The following is a 20,830-nucleotide window of genomic DNA, read 5'->3' as shown; positions in this document are numbered from 1 at the left end:
TTAACGTTCAAGTGTTTCATATACTATGATTTTCTGTATCTGCCCTCTGCCAATTTATTTTGGTTGTTTCGTTTACGAACAAGCGGAATTTATGATCCGATGGGATGCAGTCACTTACCTTGGCTACAAGGAAGAAAGCTTAACTATTGCCGAAAGGGCAGCAAATCGAATATTAGCTCTGCCAATTTTCCGATGTTATCAATCAAAAAACAGAATTATATTATTTCCCACATCAAACAGTTCATTTCAGACAAAAAGCTCTCTTGATCTTCCACAGCAAGAGAGCCTTTTTCTCACAGTAAAGAGATATCCTTTTTCAACTAATTGATTTCATCCATATCAAGTGAATGAATGAACGCATTCCATTTAGTCTGGTTCTGCCTTGTAATGCTTGCTGCGTGTTCCCGTACATTATAAACAGTAAAGTCACGAAAACAAAACCGGGACTTCTGGATTAGCCGGTTTAACAAACTGACATCTTCATACATTCTGCCATCTTCATAAGCGACGACCGGAAATCCACCGTATTTTTTTAATAAAGACGTGCGATATATTCTTGGTCCTAATGGAAAATGATAGGCACGTAATTGTTTCAAATTGGTAACAGAATTGCCTTGCGAAATACCCTTAAAAAGGACATCTCCTTCGCCGAGTTGTTTCCATCTCCGCAAATTACCGAAGAGCACCGATGTGTCTGCAGCAAGATTGGATAGGTTCTTTTTTATTATTTCAATGGCATCCGGATCCAACCAATCATCTGCATCCAATTCCAACACAAAATCAGTTTTCACATGCTGTAACAACTCATTCAAAGCTCTTGCCTTACCTCCATTGTCTTTGCTGAAAATAGTTACCTGTTTATATTGATGCCAATTTTCAAGGCGTTTCATAGAATTATCAGATGAGCCGTCATCTATAATAAGTATTTGTTCTGCCTGTTCAGTTTGTAACAAACATGAAGTGATTGCTTTTTCTAAATAACTGGCCATATTATAGTTTGAAATCATAATGGCAAGAGATGGTCCGCCAATTTCGCTTTTGTTCTGTAAATATTTTTCATTGAACGTTTGTTTTTCAACGATATTAGCGGCGTGACTTTTTCTTGATGGTTTGATAAGTTCTTTTTCCCAGCTAATAAAAGCAGGATCCACCTTGCAAAGCCATGCAGGGAAAAATGCTTCCTTGAATGGCAGCCGGTACTGTGGTATAAACGGCTGTTCTTTTAGAAATGCTGATTGTACAAGAACAGGCTGAGATAAACGAATCTGTTGACTTTTTTGCCATGTACCGATGATTTTTTTACCTTGTGGAAAATGAAATAAATCTGTATCGGAACGTTGAGAAATATAGTCAGTGTGTTGTAAGAACAAAAAATTGGCGTCTTTAAATTGATCAACCATATCATTTAACATGTTTCCAAGGTCACGATCATTCATGGTAATAAACCGAATCTGATTATCACCAGCATATTGTTTTGCAAGAAATATTTTTTGGTTTTCCAAAAACACATAAACAAATTTTATTCGGGCACTGAATTGTTTTAAAGAGTTTAATGCCCTGTCCAAAGCATACCTATCTGTATAATGAATTAATACTGCTATTGTATCCTTCAAGATACCCCCCCTTTTTTTCTGGACCTGAGCCAAATTTGATTGGCTTCTGGGGTTCCAAGCTGCACATTACATTGTATTACAGTATGAAAAGGATGTTCTTTTAGTTGTCCGAGCACAGGTGAGATTCAAAAGTGCCATAATTTTCAATGGTATGATGGCGATCACGATTAATAAAATCTAGGAGATGATAAGACAGTGTCTGATTTTTGCCCAATTATCTTACCTGAGGAACCAACACCTGCAGATTGTTCAGACTGCAAAGAATGTGGCTTGTATAAGCATGGGACTCGCATGGTTTGGGGGGAAAGCAATCCGAAGGCGTCTGTGATGGTTGTGCTTGATAATCCTGGAACACGCGAAGACAAGGATGGCAATGCATTCGTCTGCGGTACAAGACAGACTTTGCAAGAGGCCGTCCACCATGTCGGTATGAAGATGGATGACTTATATGTGACATTCATTTTAAAAAGAAGACCGGTAAAAAAATACGACAAAGAGATGACACGAAAAATTTGCATGCGGCATTTGGACCAACAAATTGAAAAGAAAAAGCCGCAATTTGTTATCTGTCTTGGAAATGTAGCAGTTCAATCATTTTTTAAAAACCAAGAGGCAGATGTCAAAACACTACGCGGCAGCTGGCATAATGTACGAGGTATGCAGACAACCACTGCCTACCACCCCTTAGCAGTGCGAAGACGCCCGAATCTTCGCTCCTACTTCTTGCAAGATTGGGAGTTCATAGCGGAACAGTATAGACATTTACAGGGCTAACGCTGAAAGTGCTTCAACATTTGAGCTGCTATTTCAAGAATATGTTAGCGGATATCCTTCAAAATAGATTATCTCAGCAATGCGTATATGCAGTGCTTTTCCATCTCCCACATGGAGCTGAATATGGTCAATTGCAACACCGGACAATTTTCCATGATGTTTGCCTGCGCTTGTCGCCACGAGTATTTACTTGCCGACATGACGGCTTAAATGATCCACATAAACCGGATCCGCTTGCGTGATATTTGGCAAAGCTAAATGGTGATGCGACAAGAATATATTCATTTAAGGAATCTATCTTGCTTTAGTATTACCAAAGAAGGCGCAGTATTCAAGAATATGAAAGAATAATTTGGCAAACCATATAAAAACCGCACCCCAATGATTAGATGTGTCTAACAATTGGGGTGCAATTCATCCTTCTGCGAGGGGTGTATATCAATCTTTATCTTTGTCAGCATCGTCATTATTCAATTCGTGCTTTCCCTGCTCCTTATTTTTGTCTCCCTGGGATTGGGACATTTTATTGGAATGCAATTCACCAGGGTTCTGATTATCGTATTCCTTCTTGTGTTTTCTATTTTCAGTCATACTGTTTCCTCCTCTATTCGGGTTGACACTTTAAATTTACCCCCTTAAGAACATCCCAAAACCTTGAGGAACGTTGCAGTGCTACAGGAATATTTGAAACCATTTATCAAAATGCAATCATGGTTGTGAAGCCCTGCATTCTTATGAGAGCTTTGGTTTATAAAAAAATGAGATACCACGCTAAAAAAAGCATGGTATCTCATAGGATCAGTTGTCCTTACGAAAGAATGTCTGAATGTTTATCTTTGACTCCTTCAACATATTCAAGATTTTTTTGGCATGTTTATTGACATAAGCGTAATAGAGCACATCAATTGTAAATAATTGGGCGACTAATGAAGTCGTTGCCGCACTTCTCAGCATGACCGCTTCACCACCATGATGAATGATCGGATATTCCACCAATCTTGTTAACGTACTGTTTTCATATTGGCAAATACCTACTGTATGCATCTTTTTTTTATTTGCTATCTCTACCAGCTTATTGACTTCATTCGTTTCACCGGAATTGGATATCGCTACAAACATGCATTGCTCTCCTGCACTGATTAAAGCAGAACTCAACAAATGGTGATCAAGTGTATGAACTACCGTCTTGCCGATTCTGGAAAACTTTTGCGTAAAGTCTTCAGCAACGACATGAGATGCACCTATCCCATACACATAGATCGTCGTACACTTATGAATCAATTCGGACGTTTCCTCAATACTTGTCCTATCCAAATGGTTCGCCGTTTGTGAAATGGATTGATTGAACCTCAAGGCTAATTTTTCAGCAAGTAAAGATACATCTTCATCTGGCGTAATATCTGTATACAGGTCTTCTTTCACACCAGATGCATCAGCATACAAGCGAATCTTCAATTGCGAAAAACCGGATAAACCGATAGAGCGGCAAAAACGGATGATTGTCGCGGGGCCCACCCCGATTTTTTTCGCTAGTTCACTTGTATTGTCATTTACTATGTCGACGGCATGATCAAGAATATATGCACCTATCTTTTTTTCCGCTTTTGACAGATCCTTCAATTTTGATTTGATTTGTAATATGATGTTTTCTTCCAAATTTGTTTCCAACCTTAATCTAAAGTAGTTTCCATCTGAATGTCTTTTGGCACACCGAACAGGTACGTGGCAAGGAATCCGCCAATATAGCCTGAAACAAGGCCTATGATGTAGCCAAACCAATGGCCGTTGGCAATCAATGGTATAAGCGGGATACCGCTTGGTCCAATGGCAATCGCTCCAATGTTGCCGATTCCTGCAATCACTGCTCCACCGATTCCCCCGCCGATACATGCGGTGATAAATGGGCGGCCTAAAGGTAATGTGACCCCATAAATGAGAGGTTCGCCAATTCCTAGAATGCCGACTGGCAAAGCACCTTTGATCAATTGAATCAACTTTTTATTTTTTCTGCACTTAATCCATAAGGCGAAGGCAGCACCCACCTGTCCAGCACCTGCCATAGCCAAGATAGGCAGTAATAGTGTAAAGCCCGATGAATTGATCATTTCTATATGAATCGGTGTTAATATCTGATGCAGACCAAACATGACCATAGGCAGGAAAAACAGCCCCAAAATAAATCCAGCAAAGACGCCGCCTACATTCAGCACCCAGGTGATAGATCCTACGAGAGCACTTGATACTACCCCTGCGACCGGCATAACGATGAAAATGGTGAACAAACCAACAACTAATAATGCGATAGTGGGCGTAATAATGATATCAACAGCATTCGGGATGATTTTATGCAATCTTTTCTCAACCAAGGATAATACCCATACGGCAAAAATCACACCGATGATGCCCCCCTGTCCGGCTGCCAACTCATGCCCGTTAAAAATATTGGTCAGCGGAGCTTCAGGATTCATTCCATTTAGCATGGTGGTTGCGCCAATGATACCGCCTAACCCAGGCGTAGCTCCAAATTCATTGGCACTATTGATGCCGACATAGATGACCAAATAAGCGAACAAACCATTTTTGATAATATTCAATGTCGCAATAATGCTTTCCCAATCTTGGCTGATACTGCCAGCTGTCATTAAATTAGAAAAAACTGCAGCAATACCTCCGATGATACCGGCACCGACAAAAGCCGGAATCAATGGAACAAATATGTTCGCAATGGATTTTAAAACGCGTTTGAATCCAGAATTCTTGTTGTACTTTGCTTTTTCCTTTGCTTTTACCTCAGCAGCCTTTGCTTCTACTGTTTCGCGATCAGTTCTCGTTGAATTTGTACGGCTTGCCACATTCTTCGGGAATGCTTCCCCTAGTTTAACACCCGCATCCGCGACCATGATATTGGAGACTTTGTTGACGATTCCTGGTCCCACAATCACCTGCAATGTATCATCTTCAACAACACCAAGAACGCCATCAATCGCTTTCAAGCCGTCCAAATCCAATTGACTATAATCCCTGATGGTCATCCGGACTCTTGTCATACAGTGGATGAGCTTCTCTACGTTCCCTATTCCCCCTACCTTCTCATAAATCTCTCTGGCAAGCCTTTGCTCTTTTGTTTCACTCATTTTAATATTCCCCCTGCGTTTTAAAAGTTACATAAGAGAGGTCGTTCAAAAAGCATTATCTTTCAATAACCTTTCTTATAAATCCCCTATTGTCATCTAATCTATTTTTGGCTTCGTTTTTGCTAAGATTCGTTAAAATCATCACAATCGCCAATTTAACATTTTTATCTGCTTCTTTGAAAAAACGGTCAGCTATTTCATAACTGCAATCAGTTGCTTGCATGATGATGGACTTTGAACGTTCTACTAACTTATCATTGGTAGGCTTGACATCGACCATCAAGTTCTTATAAACCTTCCCTATCCCTATCATGGAAGCGGTAGAAATCATATTCAGCACTAATTTTTGCGCAGTGCCAGACTTTAATCTTGTCGATCCCGTCAGCACTTCAGGACCGACTTCAACTTCCATACTCATTTCCGCATGCTTGCTTATTTCCGCATTTTTGTTGCAAGCAAGACTTGCCGTAGCAGCCCCTATTTTTTTGGCATATTCCAATGCACCAATTACATAAGGTGTCCTGCCACTGGCAGCAATCCCTATCACGGTATCTTTATTCGTCAAATGGATGTCTCTTAAATCCTTTTCTCCTAAAGTGAGAGAATCCTCTGCACCTTCAACCGCAACTGTCATTGCTTGCAAACCACCAGCAATCAACCCTTGTACCATAGACGGATCAGCACTGAACGTCGGCACACATTCAGCCGCATCCAGTATTCCCAGCCGGCCGCTTGTGCCAGCCCCTACGTAAACCAGATGCCCCCCTTGGTGAAATGATTCCTTAACAGCGTCTACAACCTTTTGAATCTGTGGTAAAGCTTTGCTTACACTTGCAGGAACGGTTTGGTCCTCTTCATTCATTAACCGTAAAACATCGATAGTGGATAAGGTGTCCAAATTCATTGTATTTTTGTTTCGTTGTTCCGTTGTAAGTCTATCTAAGTTCATGTTGTCCCTCCTCAGGTTTGTTTATCTTGAACTTTGTACCATCTTGTATAAAATCGAGCAATGGCAAATCTTTATCAATAACTTGTCCGATGACATTCACCCGTTGATCCGGTAAGCGTTCTTGTTTTATTATTTGGACTTCACCCTTGTATCTCTTGTATAGATTATTATCGATGGTGATACTCCCTCTATTTCTTTCGACGGTATGCTCAGGCTGTATCTCTTCATTTTTATGTGTCATCCTTGACTGCTCGCTGCGAATAACGTGTTTGGATACATCCAATCGATTTTGATGTCTTTTGTAAATATAGGCATCCCATTTTTCATTCCTTGCATTGCCGTGCAGAAGCAACATCCCCTGCTGAAGATAGGCTTCAAATTGTTTACACACCGCGTGTGAGATGCCTGGATCTCCGATATACACATCATCAACCAGGTAATCCCGTTTGAGAGATAACGATGATGAAAAAGGATTTTCATAGCGGTGAATTTCCAACGTAGGAAGGGTCTCATATAGCGGTAAACGTAAATTGCTATCACCCGGGACGAAGGCACTGACTTTCAATTGCTTGTTTTTTAGCCACATATTCTTTTCACGGAACCATTCTTCATCTAAACCAGTGTCGGGTCTTGGATAATAATTATGCCATACCTCAATATTGCTAAACTCAGCTTGATATTGCAGAAGTTGTTCATAATCGTTTTCCGTCAACGTGCTAGCATTTAAACCAACAGTAATATAATGGGATAATTTCGCGATTGATTCCATCTCAATCCCGTCATCCATTCGCAAGCCAGAGATACCGCTTTCAAAAATGGTTGCTGGATCATCTAAAGAGAGACCTATATGCTCTAAAGCGTTTCCTGAGATATCAATCATCAGTTTGACTTTTCTTCGTTGCACCATTTCCAACAATGCGTTTAAACGGGCGCTGTATTTTGAAATATCATCTTCAGGGAGATGAAGAGAAGTGAAAACGCCTTCAAAACCGATGTCAACCATACTATTGAAATAATCTTTTGTTTCCTTTGTTAAATCCTCATGAAGAAAAATAGAGAATCCAAACAACCAATCATCCCTCTCTTATTCGACAGTCACTTCTTGTGCGTCCTACTCCATAACTAAATCTAGATTGCATTTTATTTACAGGCTCATTTTACAGCATATGAAATATTATTTCAATATAAATTAAAAAAAATAATATTAAATGGAATTTGATTTCATTCAATCGTTATGTGAAACATAAAATAAGAAATATAATAAGATTGCAAACATATTATGATAGAGGAATCAAATAAGAGAGGAGCATGTGTGATGGTAAAGCTGGGACAATCCTTTTATCCAACACTAGGTTTGCAGAGAGCCGCTGAACAGTTGGCATCGGCCATTGACATGGGTTGTCAAGATCTGTTCACTTCCCTGCATCTTCCGGAGGGAACCACTGAAAATTGGACCGAAATGAAACACTTATTTCAAATAGCTAAACGGAGGGGGATAAGACTTTGTTGTGATGTTAGTCCAAGTACATTCAGACAACTTGAAGCATCTTCAGCGAATCTAAAGCCTTTTTTTGAATTAGGGATATTTTCTTTCAGGCTCGACTATGGTTTTTCTGTAGATGAGATTCTCGAGATTTCTAACCACCCTGACGTTACGATTGTAATGAACGCAAGTGACCTTACGGAAACTCAATTTCATGTTTTACTGCAGAAAGGAATTCAAGTTGCAAAATTGACGGCAATTCATAATTATTACCCGCGGCCGGAGACAGGTATGTCGCTTACCTATTATCGTGAGAAAAATAGGTTTTATAAGTCTTATGGCGTCCGAACTGGTGGATTCATCCCCTCACACACAACTCCGAGAGGTCCTATGAAGGAGGGGCTTCCCTCCATTGAGACTCATAGATATGCGCCTGTTTCTGTAGCAGTTGCAGAAATGGTTGCAGACGGTTTGACGGATATCATTTATTTCGGCGATCCAGCTCCTGCAAATGAGGATTGGAACACAGCGGCAGGTGTTGCAGATGGCACCATACCTTTGAGGGTGGAATGGGCTGTATCTCCAGGAGATGAGATAGTGCAATTGCTTCGGCAAGTACATACAAGCCGACGTGACTATGCTGATTTCGTAATCCGTTCTACCTATAGTACAGCTTATCCTGAACCAACTGGGGTTGCACTTGCACCTAACCATACGGCTGCGCGTCCGCTTGGCACCATAACAATAGATAATACAAACTATGGCCGCTATGCCGGAGAGCTGCAAATTACCAAAACAGATCTTTCTTCAGATAAGAGAGTCAACGTTATTGGAAGAGTAATTACAGAAGACCAGCCTCTGCTTCCTTATATAACCCCTCATACGCGGTTTACTTTTCAAATCAGTTAATATAATCCCCGCTTTGCTATTTTAACTTCCGCGTATGGATGAAGATTGCTTTACAATAGATGATGATTATAGTAGAATTTCAGCCTGACAGACGGATTGTTGTTAGGAGGGAATCTACGCAGTGCATGTCTTGAAGTGGATTATTTTCATTATTATCGCTCTATTTCTTTTGAAAATATTGCTCGGTGTGTTGATAGGCGCCGCTTTTATGGTTACCATTGGTCTTATCATTTTGGGTTGCTTTTATGCAGGCTGGAAATTATTGTTTAATGGAGGCAGTTAAAATTAGCTGCCTCATTTTCTTTTTGCGCCTCTTCTTTTGAAACAGAGAGTTCAATGAAAATAAGGCATCAATTGGATAAACTATCGATGACAGCCATATATTCCAATTGCCATAATGCAGTATCCTGCCTGCCTATATGAACGGCAGCCCATTCAAACAGTGTAAGCAATATGGTCCACAAACAGATATATCCTGCTTTTGCAACCCATTTACCGTTCACTGGAAAGAAATTCAAAAACAAAATATTTACGGCAGGCTTGCACCAAAAAGGACAACCAGCCATTTCCAGACAATATCTTTTTCAAAATACCAGTACAGCTGATATTTGAAATCCAAAAATGTATCGACTAACGCTGCAAATAATACTGCAAATACGGAAGTTGTATATATTTCCATTTTTGTAAGGTGTTTGGGTATAAAAAAAGCCGTACTGACGAGTAATGTCACTACAGCTGCCAGGAAAAGCATGTATTGAAACCTGCTTTCTATATGTCATGCAGACAGAGAATACGGAAATTGGCAGTTAACAATCGTATGATTGTTTTTTCTTCTCCATTTTTTTCTGTATGAAAGTACCTGTCAAAGCTCCTATCATACCAAAGAAGAGTCCGTTGATAACCGGACTGGCGAATACATTGTTATCCATATGGAATAATCTCATTTTATTTGTACCAATGATCAATCCGACATTCATCCCAACCACCATGCCGAGGAACATCCCTGTTAAACCAATGTTTGCTGAGGAACCTTGATCAGTATTGATTTCCTTTGCGTGATGATATGCTTGCCACATAGAAAAAGCCCATAGAGAAGGATAGAATAGACCCCATTCAAAATTCGTAACTTGGTGAGCCAGCAAAAAATGGCCTTGAAAGGTGTACTTTAATGCCAGATTTAAGTTGGACTTAAGGTTGAGTAAAACTTCAAAAACAAGAAGTGCAAAACCGATGACATAGTCACGATTATAAAGCTGACCAAATCCGGACATTACGAAAGACCATAACAATGCTGTAATCGGAGACTTCCTATTTTTCATTATTTCACCTTTTTATTTCCATTTATTTACACATATTTGGAAATATATACAGACGCCTGGCTATTCTTCTTCCGCACTACCGCTTTTTTCAAGGTGCCGAATCCTTTTGTAATATGTAAGAACAATAAAAAGCAGCAACGGATAAGCCAAAGCAGAATAGCTTAACCTCCACCATCCATAATGAAAATACCCCCACGGCTCCGGAAAAAGTGTTAGCCATTCATAGATCAAGATCCCTATTACCCATACGACTATATACGTAAACCGGTATCTTCGTTTCTTTTGAAAAGGATACCAGTTTAAAAACATCATATTAACCGGTGGTATCAAGAACAAGAGAGCGGGCATGGAATACAGATCGATTGCTTTACTGAAATACCAATAAGCTTGATATTTAGCATCGAGATACAGGTCGCACAATATTTGAAACGAGATGGTAAAAAACCATATATGTAAGATCTGATTTTGATTTAACCTTTTATTTGTTGAAAAGGCGACAGTATTAAAAAAAATGATTGCAATGATTAGGCCAACCAAGATGAGTAACCTCCGCTTAATGCTAAGAATCATTAAATATAGCCGATATGATTCAGTATGCCCGACACAATACAATAAAATGCTAAATCTGATCATCCCTCTGCATCTGGAAATCGTAAGAGGCCGGGAGTGTGGACTATCCACCATGCTTGCATGTTTGGTGAAAATCTTCTATGTCTGCGTAAATCTTCCTCTAAAGCAACTGGACTTCAACGGTTTCCCCTGTGTTTCGATAATAGCACTCGCTGAATTCATCTAATTCAAATACACGGAGCATCTTTTCAAAGTCATTTGCAAGCTTATAATTGCATAATTCTGTCCTTGGTATCCAAAACACATTTCCTTCGTGAGAGGCTTGCAGTTTTCCGGCGAACTCGTTAGCCTTATATAGGAAAACAACGTATCGTTCATTCTCCAGTGTCTGAAACTGCTTTACGCCACATAATTCTGGTGAAGTAATCGTCAAACCCGTTTCTTCATATATCTCACGGATGACAGAACCTGAAAAGGACTCTCCTCTCTCCACATGTCCACCCGGAAATGTGATCCCTGGCCAATTCTTATTCAGTCTGTCTTGCACCAGTATATTTCCTTCCTGATCATAAATCATGCACATATTTGTAAAAATGGCTTTTTCACTTCTGCTCATATCTGTCCCTCTTCCCCATCTTATTCCGCTTCCTATTTTTCTTTATGTGGTCCTTGTATAACGCTGCCATTCAACAATCTTGCTGTGAGCAGGCTACTGACAACTATATTGTATCAAAATTTCCCATAAGTACTGCAACAATGCTATGCTGAGGTTAAGCACCATACGAAAGGAGAAAAATGGATGATTATCATGATCAACGGTGCTTTCGGAGTCGGTAAAACGACGGTGGCCAACCGACTACAAAAAGAACTTGATAACAGTATGATTTTTGACCCTGAAGAGGTAGGTTTCATGCTGCGGAATATCATCCCTGATGATATCAAAAAACCTCAAGAAACAACTGATAATTTCCAAGATCTGTTGTGTTGGAAGGTTCTGGTCGTCGATGTGGTACGCTCACTAAGAACCGCCTATCAAAAAGATTTGATTCTGCCCATGACGATATATAATCTTGATTATTTACATTACATTTTGCAAGGTTTACGATCCTTTGATAACCATACATCTCATTTTTGTTTAACCGCAGCAGAATCAATCATCCATCAGCGACTGTTTGCGCGTGGCGAGCAAAAAGGAAATTGGTGTTTCCAGCAAACGGAAAAATGTCTCCGTGCTTTTCATGACCAAGCATTCGGACAATTCGTTGACACAAATCGAAAAACCATAGATGATGTTGTTAACATCATCCTCGAAACGGTAAAACAGTAGTCAATTTGTTTTTTCTTTAGGCTAAGTCAAATAAAATTTATTTATGTCGGGCTCCCCGCTCCACCTGGATCAGCTATGCGACAAATACGAAGTATAAAATAAATAGCAAGCAAAGCACATACATAATAGGATGCACTTCTTTAAAACGCCTTTGCGCTGCTAAAGATAAAGGATATAAAATAAAACCAAATGCAATACCTGTTGCGACACTAGATGTCAAAGGCATCATGATAACTGTTAAAAACGAGGGAATGACGATTTCCAGCTTACTCCAGTTTATTTTACTTATTTCCATTGCCATCAATGCCCCGACGATAATTAATGCAGGTGCTGTAATTTCTGTAGTAATAACGGCAAGAAGAGGAGAAAAGAATAAAGCAATTGCAAAACAGGCAGCAATAATGACTGAGGTAAACCCTGTTCTCCCTCCTACTGCAATACCTGCAGAGGATTCAACACTCGTTGCTGGTGTAGATGTCCCCAATATCGCGCCTATGACACCGGCTGAAGAATCCGCAAGTAATGCCCGGCCCACGTTTGGAATCGAATTGTTTTTCACCATCCCCGCTTGACTAGTAAGTGCGATCAATGCGCCAGCCGTATCAAAAAAAGCAACGAATAGGAATGTAAAAATAACCGCGATTACGTCAGGTGTGAAAATATCATGTAAATGAGAGAACACAACACCAAATGTTGGTGCTATACTCGGTATCTTTCCCACTATGGATGCAGGGACGTCAATCAAACCGACGAGCATTCCAATAACCGTTGTAATTACCATCCCATAGAAAATTCCGCCATTGATGCCGCGTACCAACATAATAATCATCATGACCAGACCAATGACCGCAAGTGCTGTCGTAGGTGAAGTCAAATTTCCGATTGAAATAAATGTATCTGGGTTAGAAACAATCATCCCCGCATTTTTCAAGCCGATGAACGCGATGAAGAATCCTATTCCGGAAGCAATTGCGTGTTTTAGATCCTGCGGAATCACATTGATGATTTTTTCCCGGATCTTCAATAAACTTAATATCATAAAGATGATGCCAGCTATAAAGACACCTGTTAAAGCGACTTGCCATGCGATCCCCATACCGATACAAACGGAAAAAGTGAAAAAAGAATTCAATCCCATACTTGGTGCAATCGCAATTGGATAATTGGCAAGGAGCCCAATAAGCAGTGTGCCGATAATTGCAATCAGAGCAGTTGCGGTAAATACAGCGCCCCTGTCCATACCGGATTGGCTAAGGATTAACGGGTTTACGACTAAGATATAAGCTACGGAAAGAAAGGTCGTCACCCCCGCCAGCGTTTCTTTTTTATAAGTTGTATTTCTTTCTCTGAATTGAAAGAAGTTTTTCATGATGTTCAATCTCCTATTCTGTCATAAAGTGACACTTCGTCCAGCATGCCTACCTGTTCACAACACCTGGCAGGCCGGAATCTGTCAGCGGATTATGGGCTGTTAACCCGATTTTTATACTTGAAGGCGCTATTAGTACAATTCGTTCTCGTAAAGCACATGGGAAGGTTTCGCAACTATTATCCACCGGCTTTTCTTCATAGTATTTCCTAGAAATGAGCCTTCCATGGCATTTTCGCTTTATTAATTTTTTTATAAAAAAAACTTTGGCCACAAGCGCCAAAGTTTCATCTACCAAAGGAATCAAAAATATCATCTATTTTCCCATTCCTTGTAGACAAGCTATTCATGGTAGCCTGGTAGAAACGTCCAAGCCATATTCTTGGACTTATACAAGGTAGCTATTCATTTTTAAACAATAGTGAAATGATAACAAGTTTATGTCAAGACGTCAATGTAAATATAGTAAACAAGCAAATAATACGATGAATGATGATAGCGATTTAAATTTCGAATCAACTTGGCGAATTGTGGTAAAGTAACCTTATATAGTTCATTGAAAAGAGGGTGACGCGTATCCCAGCTAACAGAAAACCCAACAGATTGATCGATGAGAAATCTCCATATTTATTGCAACATGCATATAACCCTGTTGACTGGTATCCATGGGGAGAAGAAGCATTCGATAAAGCAAAACAAGAAGGGAAACCGATTTTTCTTTCCATCGGCTACAGCACTTGTCATTGGTGTCATGTAATGGCGCGGGAATCGTTTAAAGACAACGAAATTGCTGCATATTTGAATAGGCATTATGTGTCGATCAAGGTGGATCGGGAAGAAAGACCGGACGTGGATTCCATTTACATGAAGGTTTGCCAGATGATGACCGGCCAAGGCGGGTGGCCTTTGACCATCTTCATGACACCCGACCAAATTCCATTTTATGCTGGAACTTATTTTCCTAAATATAGTAAATATCATCTTCCTGGACTGCTGGAGGCAATTACCCAGCTTTCGGAAAAGTATCGTCAAGATCCTGCGCATATCCACAAAGTGACTAAAAGTGTGCGAAGGGCGCTAAAAAAGACACAACAGACAAAAAGCAAACATCGTTTGACAAAGCAAAGTGTGGATGATGCATTCCAACAGCTTCGCGCTATGTATGACCATACACATGGGGGATTTGGAGGAGCGCCAAAATTTCCGCAACCGCAAAATTTACTTTTCCTGTTAAGGTACCACTATTTCAGCAAACAGCCTGAAGCGTTGGAAATGGTGGAACAGACACTCCATAAATTAGCAGCCGGGGGAATATACGATCACATTGGGTTTGGTTTTTGCCGCTACGCTACTGATGAAAAGTGGCTGGTGCCACATTTTGAAAAAATGCTTTATGACAATGCATTATTGTTGATGGCTTATACGGAATGCTATCAGGTGACCAAAAAAACGTTTTATAAGCGAATCGCCGAACAGATCATCCATTTTACCGCCAAAGAAATGACAGATGAAAATGGCGCTTTTTATACAGCGATAGATGCTGATTCGGAAGGTGTAGAAGGAAAATTTTATGTATGGGATCATCAAGAAATTTTTGATGTGCTGGATAATGATCTGGCCAATCTTTACACACGAGTATACCAAATCACACCTCAGGGAAATTTTGAGGGCAAAAATATTCCCAACCTTATTCAAATCGATAAAAGAATGATTGCTGAGAGCAGTCAAATGACCGAAAATGAACTGGATCAAGAACTTGAAAAAGCACGGATTAAATTGCAGGATGCCAGAAAGAAAAGAACCAGGCCGCATACCGATGATAAAATTCTAACGGGAAATAATGCTTTAATGATTGCTGCATTAGCTAAGGCAGGCAATGTTCTTGCCAATCAGCGGGCAATGGATATGGCTCATGAAACAATTGGCTTTATTGAAGAAAACCTCTACGCAAACGGGAGATTGATGGCCAGATACCGACACGGTGAAACAAAATATCATGCGTATCTGGATGACTATGCATTTTTATCATGGGCTTATCTGGAGCTCTACCAGGCGACACTTTCATTGGAAATGCTTCACAGAGGGAACAAAGTAATCGAAGCTATGACAAACCTATTTTGGGATGAAGAAAATGGCGGATTCTACTTCAGTGGTAATGATGCAGAAAAATTGATTGCGTCCGATAAGGAAGTATACGATGGCGCTCTCCCCTCCGGCAATAGCGTTGCAGGATATACGTTGGCCAAATTCGGGCATCTTACCGGCACAAGCCGTTTCTTGGACCAAGCAGAAGAAATGACATATACCTTCTTCGATGACATTTCACAACGGGCCGCCAATGCCTGTTTCTTCCTTCAAGCGGTGATCGCGCTGGAATTCCCCGCTAAAGAAGTGGTCGTCATAGGAGATTATTCTCAGCCTGGATATAAGGAATGGATCCACCGTTTCACCAAACAATTTTTACCTGATGTCAGCCTTTTGACTGCCGCTTTACCAGAACATTTTAACGATACCGCTGCTTTTGCTTCAGCATACAGACAAATCAATCATCAGCCAACTGTTTATGTTTGTCAACATTTCAGCTGCCAGCAGCCCACAACGGATTTGGAAGCGGCATGGGAACAAATCAAGAAGCATTAAAACGCAACAGTATCATTCGCTGCATCACTGGAAACATACTGCCAATTGTTTTATAATAAAGATAATTTCACAAAACAGGGGCTGTTACAAATGGTCAAAGTAAAAATGAATGTACAAACTGCGTACCACGGACAACTGTTTCGTGCAGGGAAAGTGTATGAAGTTGATGAAGAAACAGCTAAAAGATGGTTTGCCAGCAAGCTTGCCGAAGAAGCGAAAGACTAATATAAAAAACCCGCCGCTCGAAAAAGTGGCGGGTTTTCATTATCTGTTAGCGAAAAATTCTTCGGCGAGTGTCAGATATTTTTCCTGATCAGAAGTCAAATCATATTCTTCTACAATTGCATCTACTGGACATACAGCTTGGCATGCAGCACAGTCGATACAAATATCAGGGTCTATATAGAATTGATCCTCGCCTTCTTCAATGCAATCAACCGGGCAAACACTGACACATTCGCCTGATTTCTCACCTTGGCATGGATCCAGAATTACAAAAGCCATCTATTTGGTACCTCCCTAAACGTTGAATATGTAATTAAAATGTCTCATTTTCATCATACATGAGCTTTTGGGCTCACGCAAGCCCTTGAATCTGCGATTCTACAATTGTTCATATCCGTTTTGGGTAGGGATTCATTGGCAAAGCCGGCGTATATGCTGCCAAACAAAAAGCACCTTCTCCCCTGGAAAAGGTGCTTGTATTCTATTCATTTGGTAATTTAAATGAGGCTTTTTTGCCTTTCGAGATGTCTTTCGCTTCTTTGTTTCGCATCGGGCCGATTTCAATATCAAAGTCTTTGTCTTTCCAAATTTTATCATACTGCTCTTTATCAAGCACATAAACTTGGAGCAGCTCTCCTGAATCGTTCGCCTCGATCAAATCATTGATTGTATACATTTTCAACATACCTTCGTTGATCATCCACTGTGAACCATCATTCACTCTCAGTGTCGAGCTGATCCCGCTTAACCCGATATCTTCTTTTCCTTTATTATCCAAAAGGAACTTTACAGTCAGAATCACCACACCATTTTTGAAATTCTTGAAGCGGGGTGCTTCTACTTCATTTGGTGTAAATTCTGCAAACTGGTAGCCATCCAAGGTTACTGTGACATCACGCAGCTTCTCTTTTTTGCCGATATCACTTTTTTCTTTCAGCAGCTTCTTTTCGCCCATATCATTTTTAGTGGCGTCATCCTGGTAGAATTTCGCATTAGCGGAAGCTTTTTCAGCGCCTTTGTCGTTCAAGCTGATAGTGAATTTACCCTTTGAACCAATCGGGTTATCGAATTTCCCTTTCGTGCCTTGTGCAGGCGGTACATCAACTTGAATCGTACCCAAATCCATGATTTTATCGAAAGCATCCTTGCCGAACGGATAGGCAAAGTATCCTTCAGCCGTTTCTCCTGCTTTCACCACATAATCATTGGCAGGTGATAATACAGTGCTTAATTGATCCTCTTCCGGAATCAGTTCCTTGTAATTGGTATATGCCTTTGTTGCACCGGTGAATGTCCCATCCAACGAAGGCATATAATAAGCATCCTTGTCGCCCTTGTTCTCTACGGAATATTTTGCTAAAATGACACCTCCATCGGTTTGGTCATTGAATGGTATACTGAAATCTGTATGAAAATCATTCAGCTGCACAACTGTGTAAGCGTCCAATGATACAGAAATGTCTTTCAAATCATGTGTTTGTTTATCACTATTTTCAAAAACTGTCTTTGTGGTTCCCTCTGTTTGTTCTTCCATAAACGATATTAAGCCGGAAACATCATTGGTTGCTGTATTCTCTTTTTCTGTATCAGCTGATGCATCCTCTTCCGCCGCAGCTTCTTTTTCTGTTTCCTGTTCTTTCTCTTTTGTCTGATCCTCATTCTTAGTCTGGTCTTCTTTTTCAGCTGCTTCTGTTTTTTTGTCAGCTTTGACATCTTCTTTTCCACACCCGGAAATGAAGACTGCAGCCAATAACAGCACAGAAAATAGTGCTATCAGCTTTTTTGGCATCTTTTTCCCCTCCATCATTTTTCCTAAAATATACGTTAGCATAATAGGCAGTATTGTTCTATAGGCATTTGGTACCCGGAATATGCCTATTGTTCAGGAAGGAATAAGCCTGATATAAAGGGATTTTATGGATTACATTCGCGCACCGTTACATTATTTTCCTTCCGCTGCAAGCTGGGTAAAGGATTGAAGTATTTCTATGCAAACAAAACGTTTCCATCCATATAAAAAACAAGTACTTCATTATCAGTACCTCATAGTTCTAAAGTCCTTCGAAAAAAATGTTGAAAAAAGGGACAATCTTTTCTTTTCAGAAGCTGAAAAGAAAAAAGATTGTCCGCAATCCGCCTATTTTTTCAGTTTGGCCAGCGCTTCGGCAAGCGCATTGTTTTTGAATCCATCATCCTGTTTCTTTAAATATTTGTTTACTTCTTTACGGGATACATTATGTTTCTTCTCTTTATTTTTTCTTTCATTAAAAGTTGATAGCTTTTCTCTGTGACCGCACTTGCAGATGAACATCCGCCCTTCTCCCTCACCGCGCATTTCCATTTTCTTATGGCAATTTGGACAACGTGCATTGGTCACTTTGGCGATATTTTTCTTATATCCGCAAGCACGATCCTGGCAAACGAGCATACGGCCATTGCGGTTTTTCACTTCAAGCATCAGCTTGCCGCAATCCGGGCACTTTGTACCCGTGATATTATCGTGCTTGAACGTTTCATCACTCTCTTTAATTTGCTGTACAACCTCTTTTGTGTAGCCAATGATCTCTGCCATGAACTTACCTTTCATAAGCTTGCCCTCTGCGATTTTACTAAGTTTGTCTTCCCATTCAGCAGTCAAAATCGGAGAGCGCAAATCTTCTGGCACAAGGTCGAGCAATTGCTTACCTTTGGAAGTCAAATGAATATACTTCCCTTTCATTTCCATCATCTGATTATTAAACAATTTCTCAATGATATCCGCTCTAGTCGCCACTGTGCCTAAACCGCCGGCTTCATGCAGCGTCTGGGCATGTTTTTTGCTGTTCTCATTCATATAGCGGACCGGATTTTCCATAGCCTGCAGTAACGCGCCTTCTGTAAAACGCTCAGGTGCTTTCGTCTCTCCAGATGTCACACGCAATCCAATTAATTGCAGCTCATCGCCCTGTTTCAAAACAGGCAGCTTTTGCTCGTCATTATCTTCTTCCTCTAATTGTCCGCCTCGGTCATAAATTTCCTTCCAGCCGAGTTGTTTCACTGCTTTGCCTTTCGCAGTGAAAGTTTCACCGCCTATGTTCGCCGTCACAGTCATCTGCTCATATTCATAAGGATCAGACAAAACCGCCAGAAAACGTTTGACAACCAAATCATAAATTTTACGCTCTTTATCATCCAAATCTTCCAGAATGACCTGCTGTTCTGTCGGGATAATCGCATGGTGATCAGAAACCTTCGCATTATTGACAACAGTTTTTGGCAGTTTCCATTCCTTTTTCAGCAATTTGCTCGCTGTCCTGGCATATTGATCCACACCGCACGCTTTTAAACGATCTTTTAATGTCGGCACAATATCTGTGGATATCACACGTGAATCAGTCCGTGGATATGTCAGCACCTTATGCTGTTCGTACAATTTTTGCATGATGTTTAACGTCTGCTTGCCTGAAAAATTGAAAATACGGTTGGCATCACGCTGCAGTTCGGTCAAATCATAAAGTTGCGCCGCATGTTTTTGTTTATGTTTCTTTTGTATATCACGGATTATGGCAGATTTGCCCTGAATTTTGCCAGCAATGCTGTCAGCCTTGTCTTTATCAAAAATACGGTTATTCGCTTTTTGATCCAGCCACTTCAACATAAAACCTTTTTTTGTTTTTCCTTCGATCCCATAAAAGCGTTTTGGTTTGAATTGGCTGATTTCCTGCTCGCGAGCTGCAATCATTGCAAGTGTTGGTGTCTGCACACGGCCACTTGACAACTGTGCGTTGAATTTGGTCGTCAATGCTCTTGTCGCGTTCAATCCTACATACCAGTCCGCTTCAGATCGTGCTACAGCTGATTGATATAAATTTTCATATTGCTTTCCTGGCTTCAGATTTTTAAAACCGTCGCGGATAGCTTTATCAGTCACAGAAGAAATCCATAATCGGCTGATTTTTTTATGATCGATTCTTGCTTTTTCAATGATCCATCGGGCAACAAGCTCTCCTTCCCTGCCGGCATCTGTCGCAATAACGATTTCATTGACGTCCTTGCGATTCAACTGTGCTTTCACTGTTTGAAATTGTTTGCCGGTTTTTTTGATGACAATCAACTTCATATGCTTTGGAAGCATCGGCAAGTCATCTAGTTTCCAAGTTTTATATTTTTCATCATACATATCAGGATCTGCCAAGGTGACCAGGTGACCAAGTGCCCATGTAACGATATATTTCGAACCTTCCATATAGCCGTTGCCTTTTTTATGGCATTGCAGCACACGGGCTATATCCCGGCCTACCGACGGTTTTTCTGCTAAAACAACTGTTTTGCTCATTCTGTAAAATCCTTTCTGCGTATCTTTTCTTCTACTGTTACTTTACCATATGTTCGCATCCATGGCACTTAACTGCCACCCCATCAATAGCGGAATACTGGAAAAAGGCTTTAAAACCTTTTCAATTAAGATTACCTCCCTTTTTTCCTGTTGCGTAGTCATATACGCTTGCAGAAAGAACAAAAACAACCAGTGTACATTGC

At 40.4% G+C, this 20,830-nt stretch carries 19 protein-coding genes and 1 riboswitch; of the genes, 6 read left to right on the top strand and 13 right to left on the bottom strand.

From position 1 onward, the window contains the following. Window positions 1-320: 320 nt before the first annotated feature. Complete coding sequence (locus tag ACFSMW_RS14485) at window positions 321-1,613, bottom strand: glycosyltransferase family 2 protein (RefSeq protein WP_390356791.1); 1,293 nt, start codon at window positions 1,611-1,613, stop codon at window positions 321-323. A gap of 291 nt (window positions 1,614-1,904) precedes the next feature. Between ACFSMW_RS14485 and ACFSMW_RS14480 the strand changes: the two genes are divergently transcribed. Beyond that, a complete protein-coding gene (locus ACFSMW_RS14480) occupies window positions 1,905-2,387 on the top strand; it encodes a uracil-DNA glycosylase (protein ID WP_390356789.1) in 483 nt (160 codons plus the stop codon). A gap of 438 nt (window positions 2,388-2,825) precedes the next feature. Here the strand turns inward: ACFSMW_RS14480 and ACFSMW_RS14470 are convergent, their stop codons facing one another. The 5 genes from ACFSMW_RS14470 to ACFSMW_RS14450 form a co-directional block, all read right to left on the bottom strand. Further along, window positions 2,826-2,978 (bottom strand): hypothetical protein, encoded by a 153-nt coding sequence (locus ACFSMW_RS14470; protein WP_390356786.1) that lies wholly within the window; start codon window positions 2,976-2,978, stop codon window positions 2,826-2,828. A 207-nt stretch (window positions 2,979-3,185) separates the two neighbouring features. After that, window positions 3,186-4,043 (bottom strand): MurR/RpiR family transcriptional regulator, encoded by an 858-nt coding sequence (locus ACFSMW_RS14465; protein WP_390356785.1) that lies wholly within the window; start codon window positions 4,041-4,043, stop codon window positions 3,186-3,188. Between the two features lie 14 nt (window positions 4,044-4,057). After that, on the bottom strand, window positions 4,058-5,521 hold the full coding sequence (locus tag ACFSMW_RS14460; protein ID WP_390356784.1) for a PTS transporter subunit EIIC: 1,464 nt from the start codon (window positions 5,519-5,521) through the stop codon (window positions 4,058-4,060). 55 nt (window positions 5,522-5,576) lie between these two features. Continuing rightward, complete coding sequence (gene murQ, locus ACFSMW_RS14455; protein WP_390356783.1) at window positions 5,577-6,470, bottom strand: N-acetylmuramic acid 6-phosphate etherase; 894 nt, start codon at window positions 6,468-6,470, stop codon at window positions 5,577-5,579. Then, complete coding sequence (locus tag ACFSMW_RS14450) at window positions 6,457-7,539, bottom strand: DUF871 domain-containing protein (protein ID WP_390356781.1); 1,083 nt, start codon at window positions 7,537-7,539, stop codon at window positions 6,457-6,459. The genes murQ and ACFSMW_RS14450 overlap by 14 nt, the downstream gene beginning before the upstream one ends. Window positions 7,540-7,785: 246 nt before the next feature. On the opposite strand from ACFSMW_RS14450, the gene ACFSMW_RS14445 reads away from it, so the two are divergent. Further along, window positions 7,786-8,862 (top strand): MupG family TIM beta-alpha barrel fold protein, encoded by a 1,077-nt coding sequence (locus ACFSMW_RS14445; RefSeq protein ID WP_390356823.1) that lies wholly within the window; start codon window positions 7,786-7,788, stop codon window positions 8,860-8,862. 121 nt (window positions 8,863-8,983) lie between these two features. After that, a complete protein-coding gene (locus ACFSMW_RS14440) occupies window positions 8,984-9,145 on the top strand; it encodes a hypothetical protein (protein WP_390356779.1) in 162 nt (53 codons plus the stop codon). Between the two features lie 246 nt (window positions 9,146-9,391). Here the strand turns inward: ACFSMW_RS14440 and ACFSMW_RS14435 are convergent, their stop codons facing one another. The 3 genes from ACFSMW_RS14435 to ACFSMW_RS14425 form a co-directional block, all read right to left on the bottom strand. Continuing rightward, window positions 9,392-9,613: a hypothetical protein gene (locus ACFSMW_RS14435; RefSeq protein WP_390356778.1), complete on the bottom strand. Its 222-nt coding sequence runs from the start codon at window positions 9,611-9,613 to the stop codon at window positions 9,392-9,394. A gap of 55 nt (window positions 9,614-9,668) precedes the next feature. Further along, entirely contained in the window at window positions 9,669-10,181 is a 513-nt protein-coding gene (locus ACFSMW_RS14430) for a hypothetical protein (protein ID WP_390356776.1), read from the bottom strand. 730 nt (window positions 10,182-10,911) lie between these two features. Continuing rightward, window positions 10,912-11,367, bottom strand: coding sequence for an 8-oxo-dGTP diphosphatase (locus tag ACFSMW_RS14425; protein ID WP_390356774.1), 456 nt, complete (start codon window positions 11,365-11,367; stop codon window positions 10,912-10,914). Window positions 11,368-11,550: 183 nt separating this feature from the next. Between ACFSMW_RS14425 and ACFSMW_RS14420 the strand changes: the two genes are divergently transcribed. Then, window positions 11,551-12,078 carry an AAA family ATPase gene (locus tag ACFSMW_RS14420; protein ID WP_390356772.1) on the top strand — a complete coding sequence of 176 codons (528 nt, stop codon included), beginning with the start codon at window positions 11,551-11,553 and terminating at the stop codon, window positions 12,076-12,078. A 73-nt stretch (window positions 12,079-12,151) separates the two neighbouring features. Here ACFSMW_RS14420 and ACFSMW_RS14415 read toward each other — a convergent pair whose 3' ends face one another. Continuing rightward, window positions 12,152-13,447: an NCS2 family permease gene (locus tag ACFSMW_RS14415; protein ID WP_390356770.1), complete on the bottom strand. Its 1,296-nt coding sequence runs from the start codon at window positions 13,445-13,447 to the stop codon at window positions 12,152-12,154. Window positions 13,448-13,761: 314 nt separating this feature from the next. Then, window positions 13,762-13,863: riboswitch (purine riboswitch) on the bottom strand. Between the two features lie 160 nt (window positions 13,864-14,023). On the opposite strand from ACFSMW_RS14415, the gene ACFSMW_RS14410 reads away from it, so the two are divergent. Next, entirely contained in the window at window positions 14,024-16,087 is a 2,064-nt protein-coding gene (locus ACFSMW_RS14410; RefSeq protein ID WP_390356821.1) for a thioredoxin domain-containing protein, read from the top strand. Window positions 16,088-16,177: 90 nt separating this feature from the next. Continuing rightward, the gene (locus ACFSMW_RS14405; protein ID WP_390356768.1) at window positions 16,178-16,312 is read left to right on the top strand and encodes a hypothetical protein; all 135 of its coding nucleotides are present in this window, start codon (window positions 16,178-16,180) and stop codon (window positions 16,310-16,312) included. A 39-nt stretch (window positions 16,313-16,351) separates the two neighbouring features. Here ACFSMW_RS14405 and ACFSMW_RS14400 read toward each other — a convergent pair whose 3' ends face one another. The 3 genes from ACFSMW_RS14400 to ACFSMW_RS14390 form a co-directional block, all read right to left on the bottom strand. Next, window positions 16,352-16,591: a DUF362 domain-containing protein gene (locus ACFSMW_RS14400; RefSeq protein WP_390356766.1), complete on the bottom strand. Its 240-nt coding sequence runs from the start codon at window positions 16,589-16,591 to the stop codon at window positions 16,352-16,354. A 202-nt stretch (window positions 16,592-16,793) separates the two neighbouring features. Beyond that, window positions 16,794-18,101, bottom strand: coding sequence for a DUF5068 domain-containing protein (locus ACFSMW_RS14395; protein ID WP_390356764.1), 1,308 nt, complete (start codon window positions 18,099-18,101; stop codon window positions 16,794-16,796). 348 nt (window positions 18,102-18,449) lie between these two features. Continuing rightward, window positions 18,450-20,627, bottom strand: coding sequence for a DNA topoisomerase III (locus tag ACFSMW_RS14390; protein ID WP_390356762.1), 2,178 nt, complete (start codon window positions 20,625-20,627; stop codon window positions 18,450-18,452). Window positions 20,628-20,830: the final 203 nt, after the last annotated feature.

Origin of the sequence: Tigheibacillus halophilus (assembly GCF_042683165.1) — a bacterium.
In the GTDB taxonomy this organism is placed as follows: domain Bacteria; phylum Bacillota; class Bacilli; order Bacillales; family Amphibacillaceae; genus Tigheibacillus; species Tigheibacillus halophilus.
The sequence above is the reverse complement of the archived record's forward strand: the minus strand, read 5'-3'. Positions and strand labels throughout refer to the sequence as shown.

Bases quoted from the DNA above. Each gene is read 5' to 3' on its own strand.
- ACFSMW_RS14480 (WP_390356789.1), top strand. From the start codon at position 1,905: ATGGTTTGGGGGGAAAGCAATCCGAAGGCGTCTGTGATGGTTGTGCTT.
- ACFSMW_RS14470 (WP_390356786.1), bottom strand. From the start codon at position 2,978: ATGACTGAAAATAGAAAACACAAGAAGGAATACGATAATCAGAACCCT.
- ACFSMW_RS14460 (WP_390356784.1), bottom strand. From the start codon at position 5,521: ATGAGTGAAACAAAAGAGCAAAGGCTTGCCAGAGAGATTTATGAGAAG.
- murQ (WP_390356783.1), bottom strand. From the start codon at position 6,470: ATGAACTTAGATAGACTTACAACGGAACAACGAAACAAAAATACAATG.
- ACFSMW_RS14445 (WP_390356823.1), top strand. From the start codon at position 7,786: ATGGTAAAGCTGGGACAATCCTTTTATCCAACACTAGGTTTGCAGAGA.
- ACFSMW_RS14435 (WP_390356778.1), bottom strand. From the start codon at position 9,613: ATGCTTTTCCTGGCAGCTGTAGTGACATTACTCGTCAGTACGGCTTTT.
- ACFSMW_RS14430 (WP_390356776.1), bottom strand. From the start codon at position 10,181: ATGAAAAATAGGAAGTCTCCGATTACAGCATTGTTATGGTCTTTCGTA.
- ACFSMW_RS14425 (WP_390356774.1), bottom strand. From the start codon at position 11,367: ATGAGCAGAAGTGAAAAAGCCATTTTTACAAATATGTGCATGATTTAT.
- ACFSMW_RS14420 (WP_390356772.1), top strand. From the start codon at position 11,551: ATGATTATCATGATCAACGGTGCTTTCGGAGTCGGTAAAACGACGGTG.
- ACFSMW_RS14415 (WP_390356770.1), bottom strand. From the start codon at position 13,447: ATGAAAAACTTCTTTCAATTCAGAGAAAGAAATACAACTTATAAAAAA.
- ACFSMW_RS14405 (WP_390356768.1), top strand. From the start codon at position 16,178: ATGGTCAAAGTAAAAATGAATGTACAAACTGCGTACCACGGACAACTG.
- ACFSMW_RS14400 (WP_390356766.1), bottom strand. From the start codon at position 16,591: ATGGCTTTTGTAATTCTGGATCCATGCCAAGGTGAGAAATCAGGCGAA.
- ACFSMW_RS14395 (WP_390356764.1), bottom strand. From the start codon at position 18,101: ATGCCAAAAAAGCTGATAGCACTATTTTCTGTGCTGTTATTGGCTGCA.
- ACFSMW_RS14390 (WP_390356762.1), bottom strand. From the start codon at position 20,627: ATGAGCAAAACAGTTGTTTTAGCAGAAAAACCGTCGGTAGGCCGGGAT.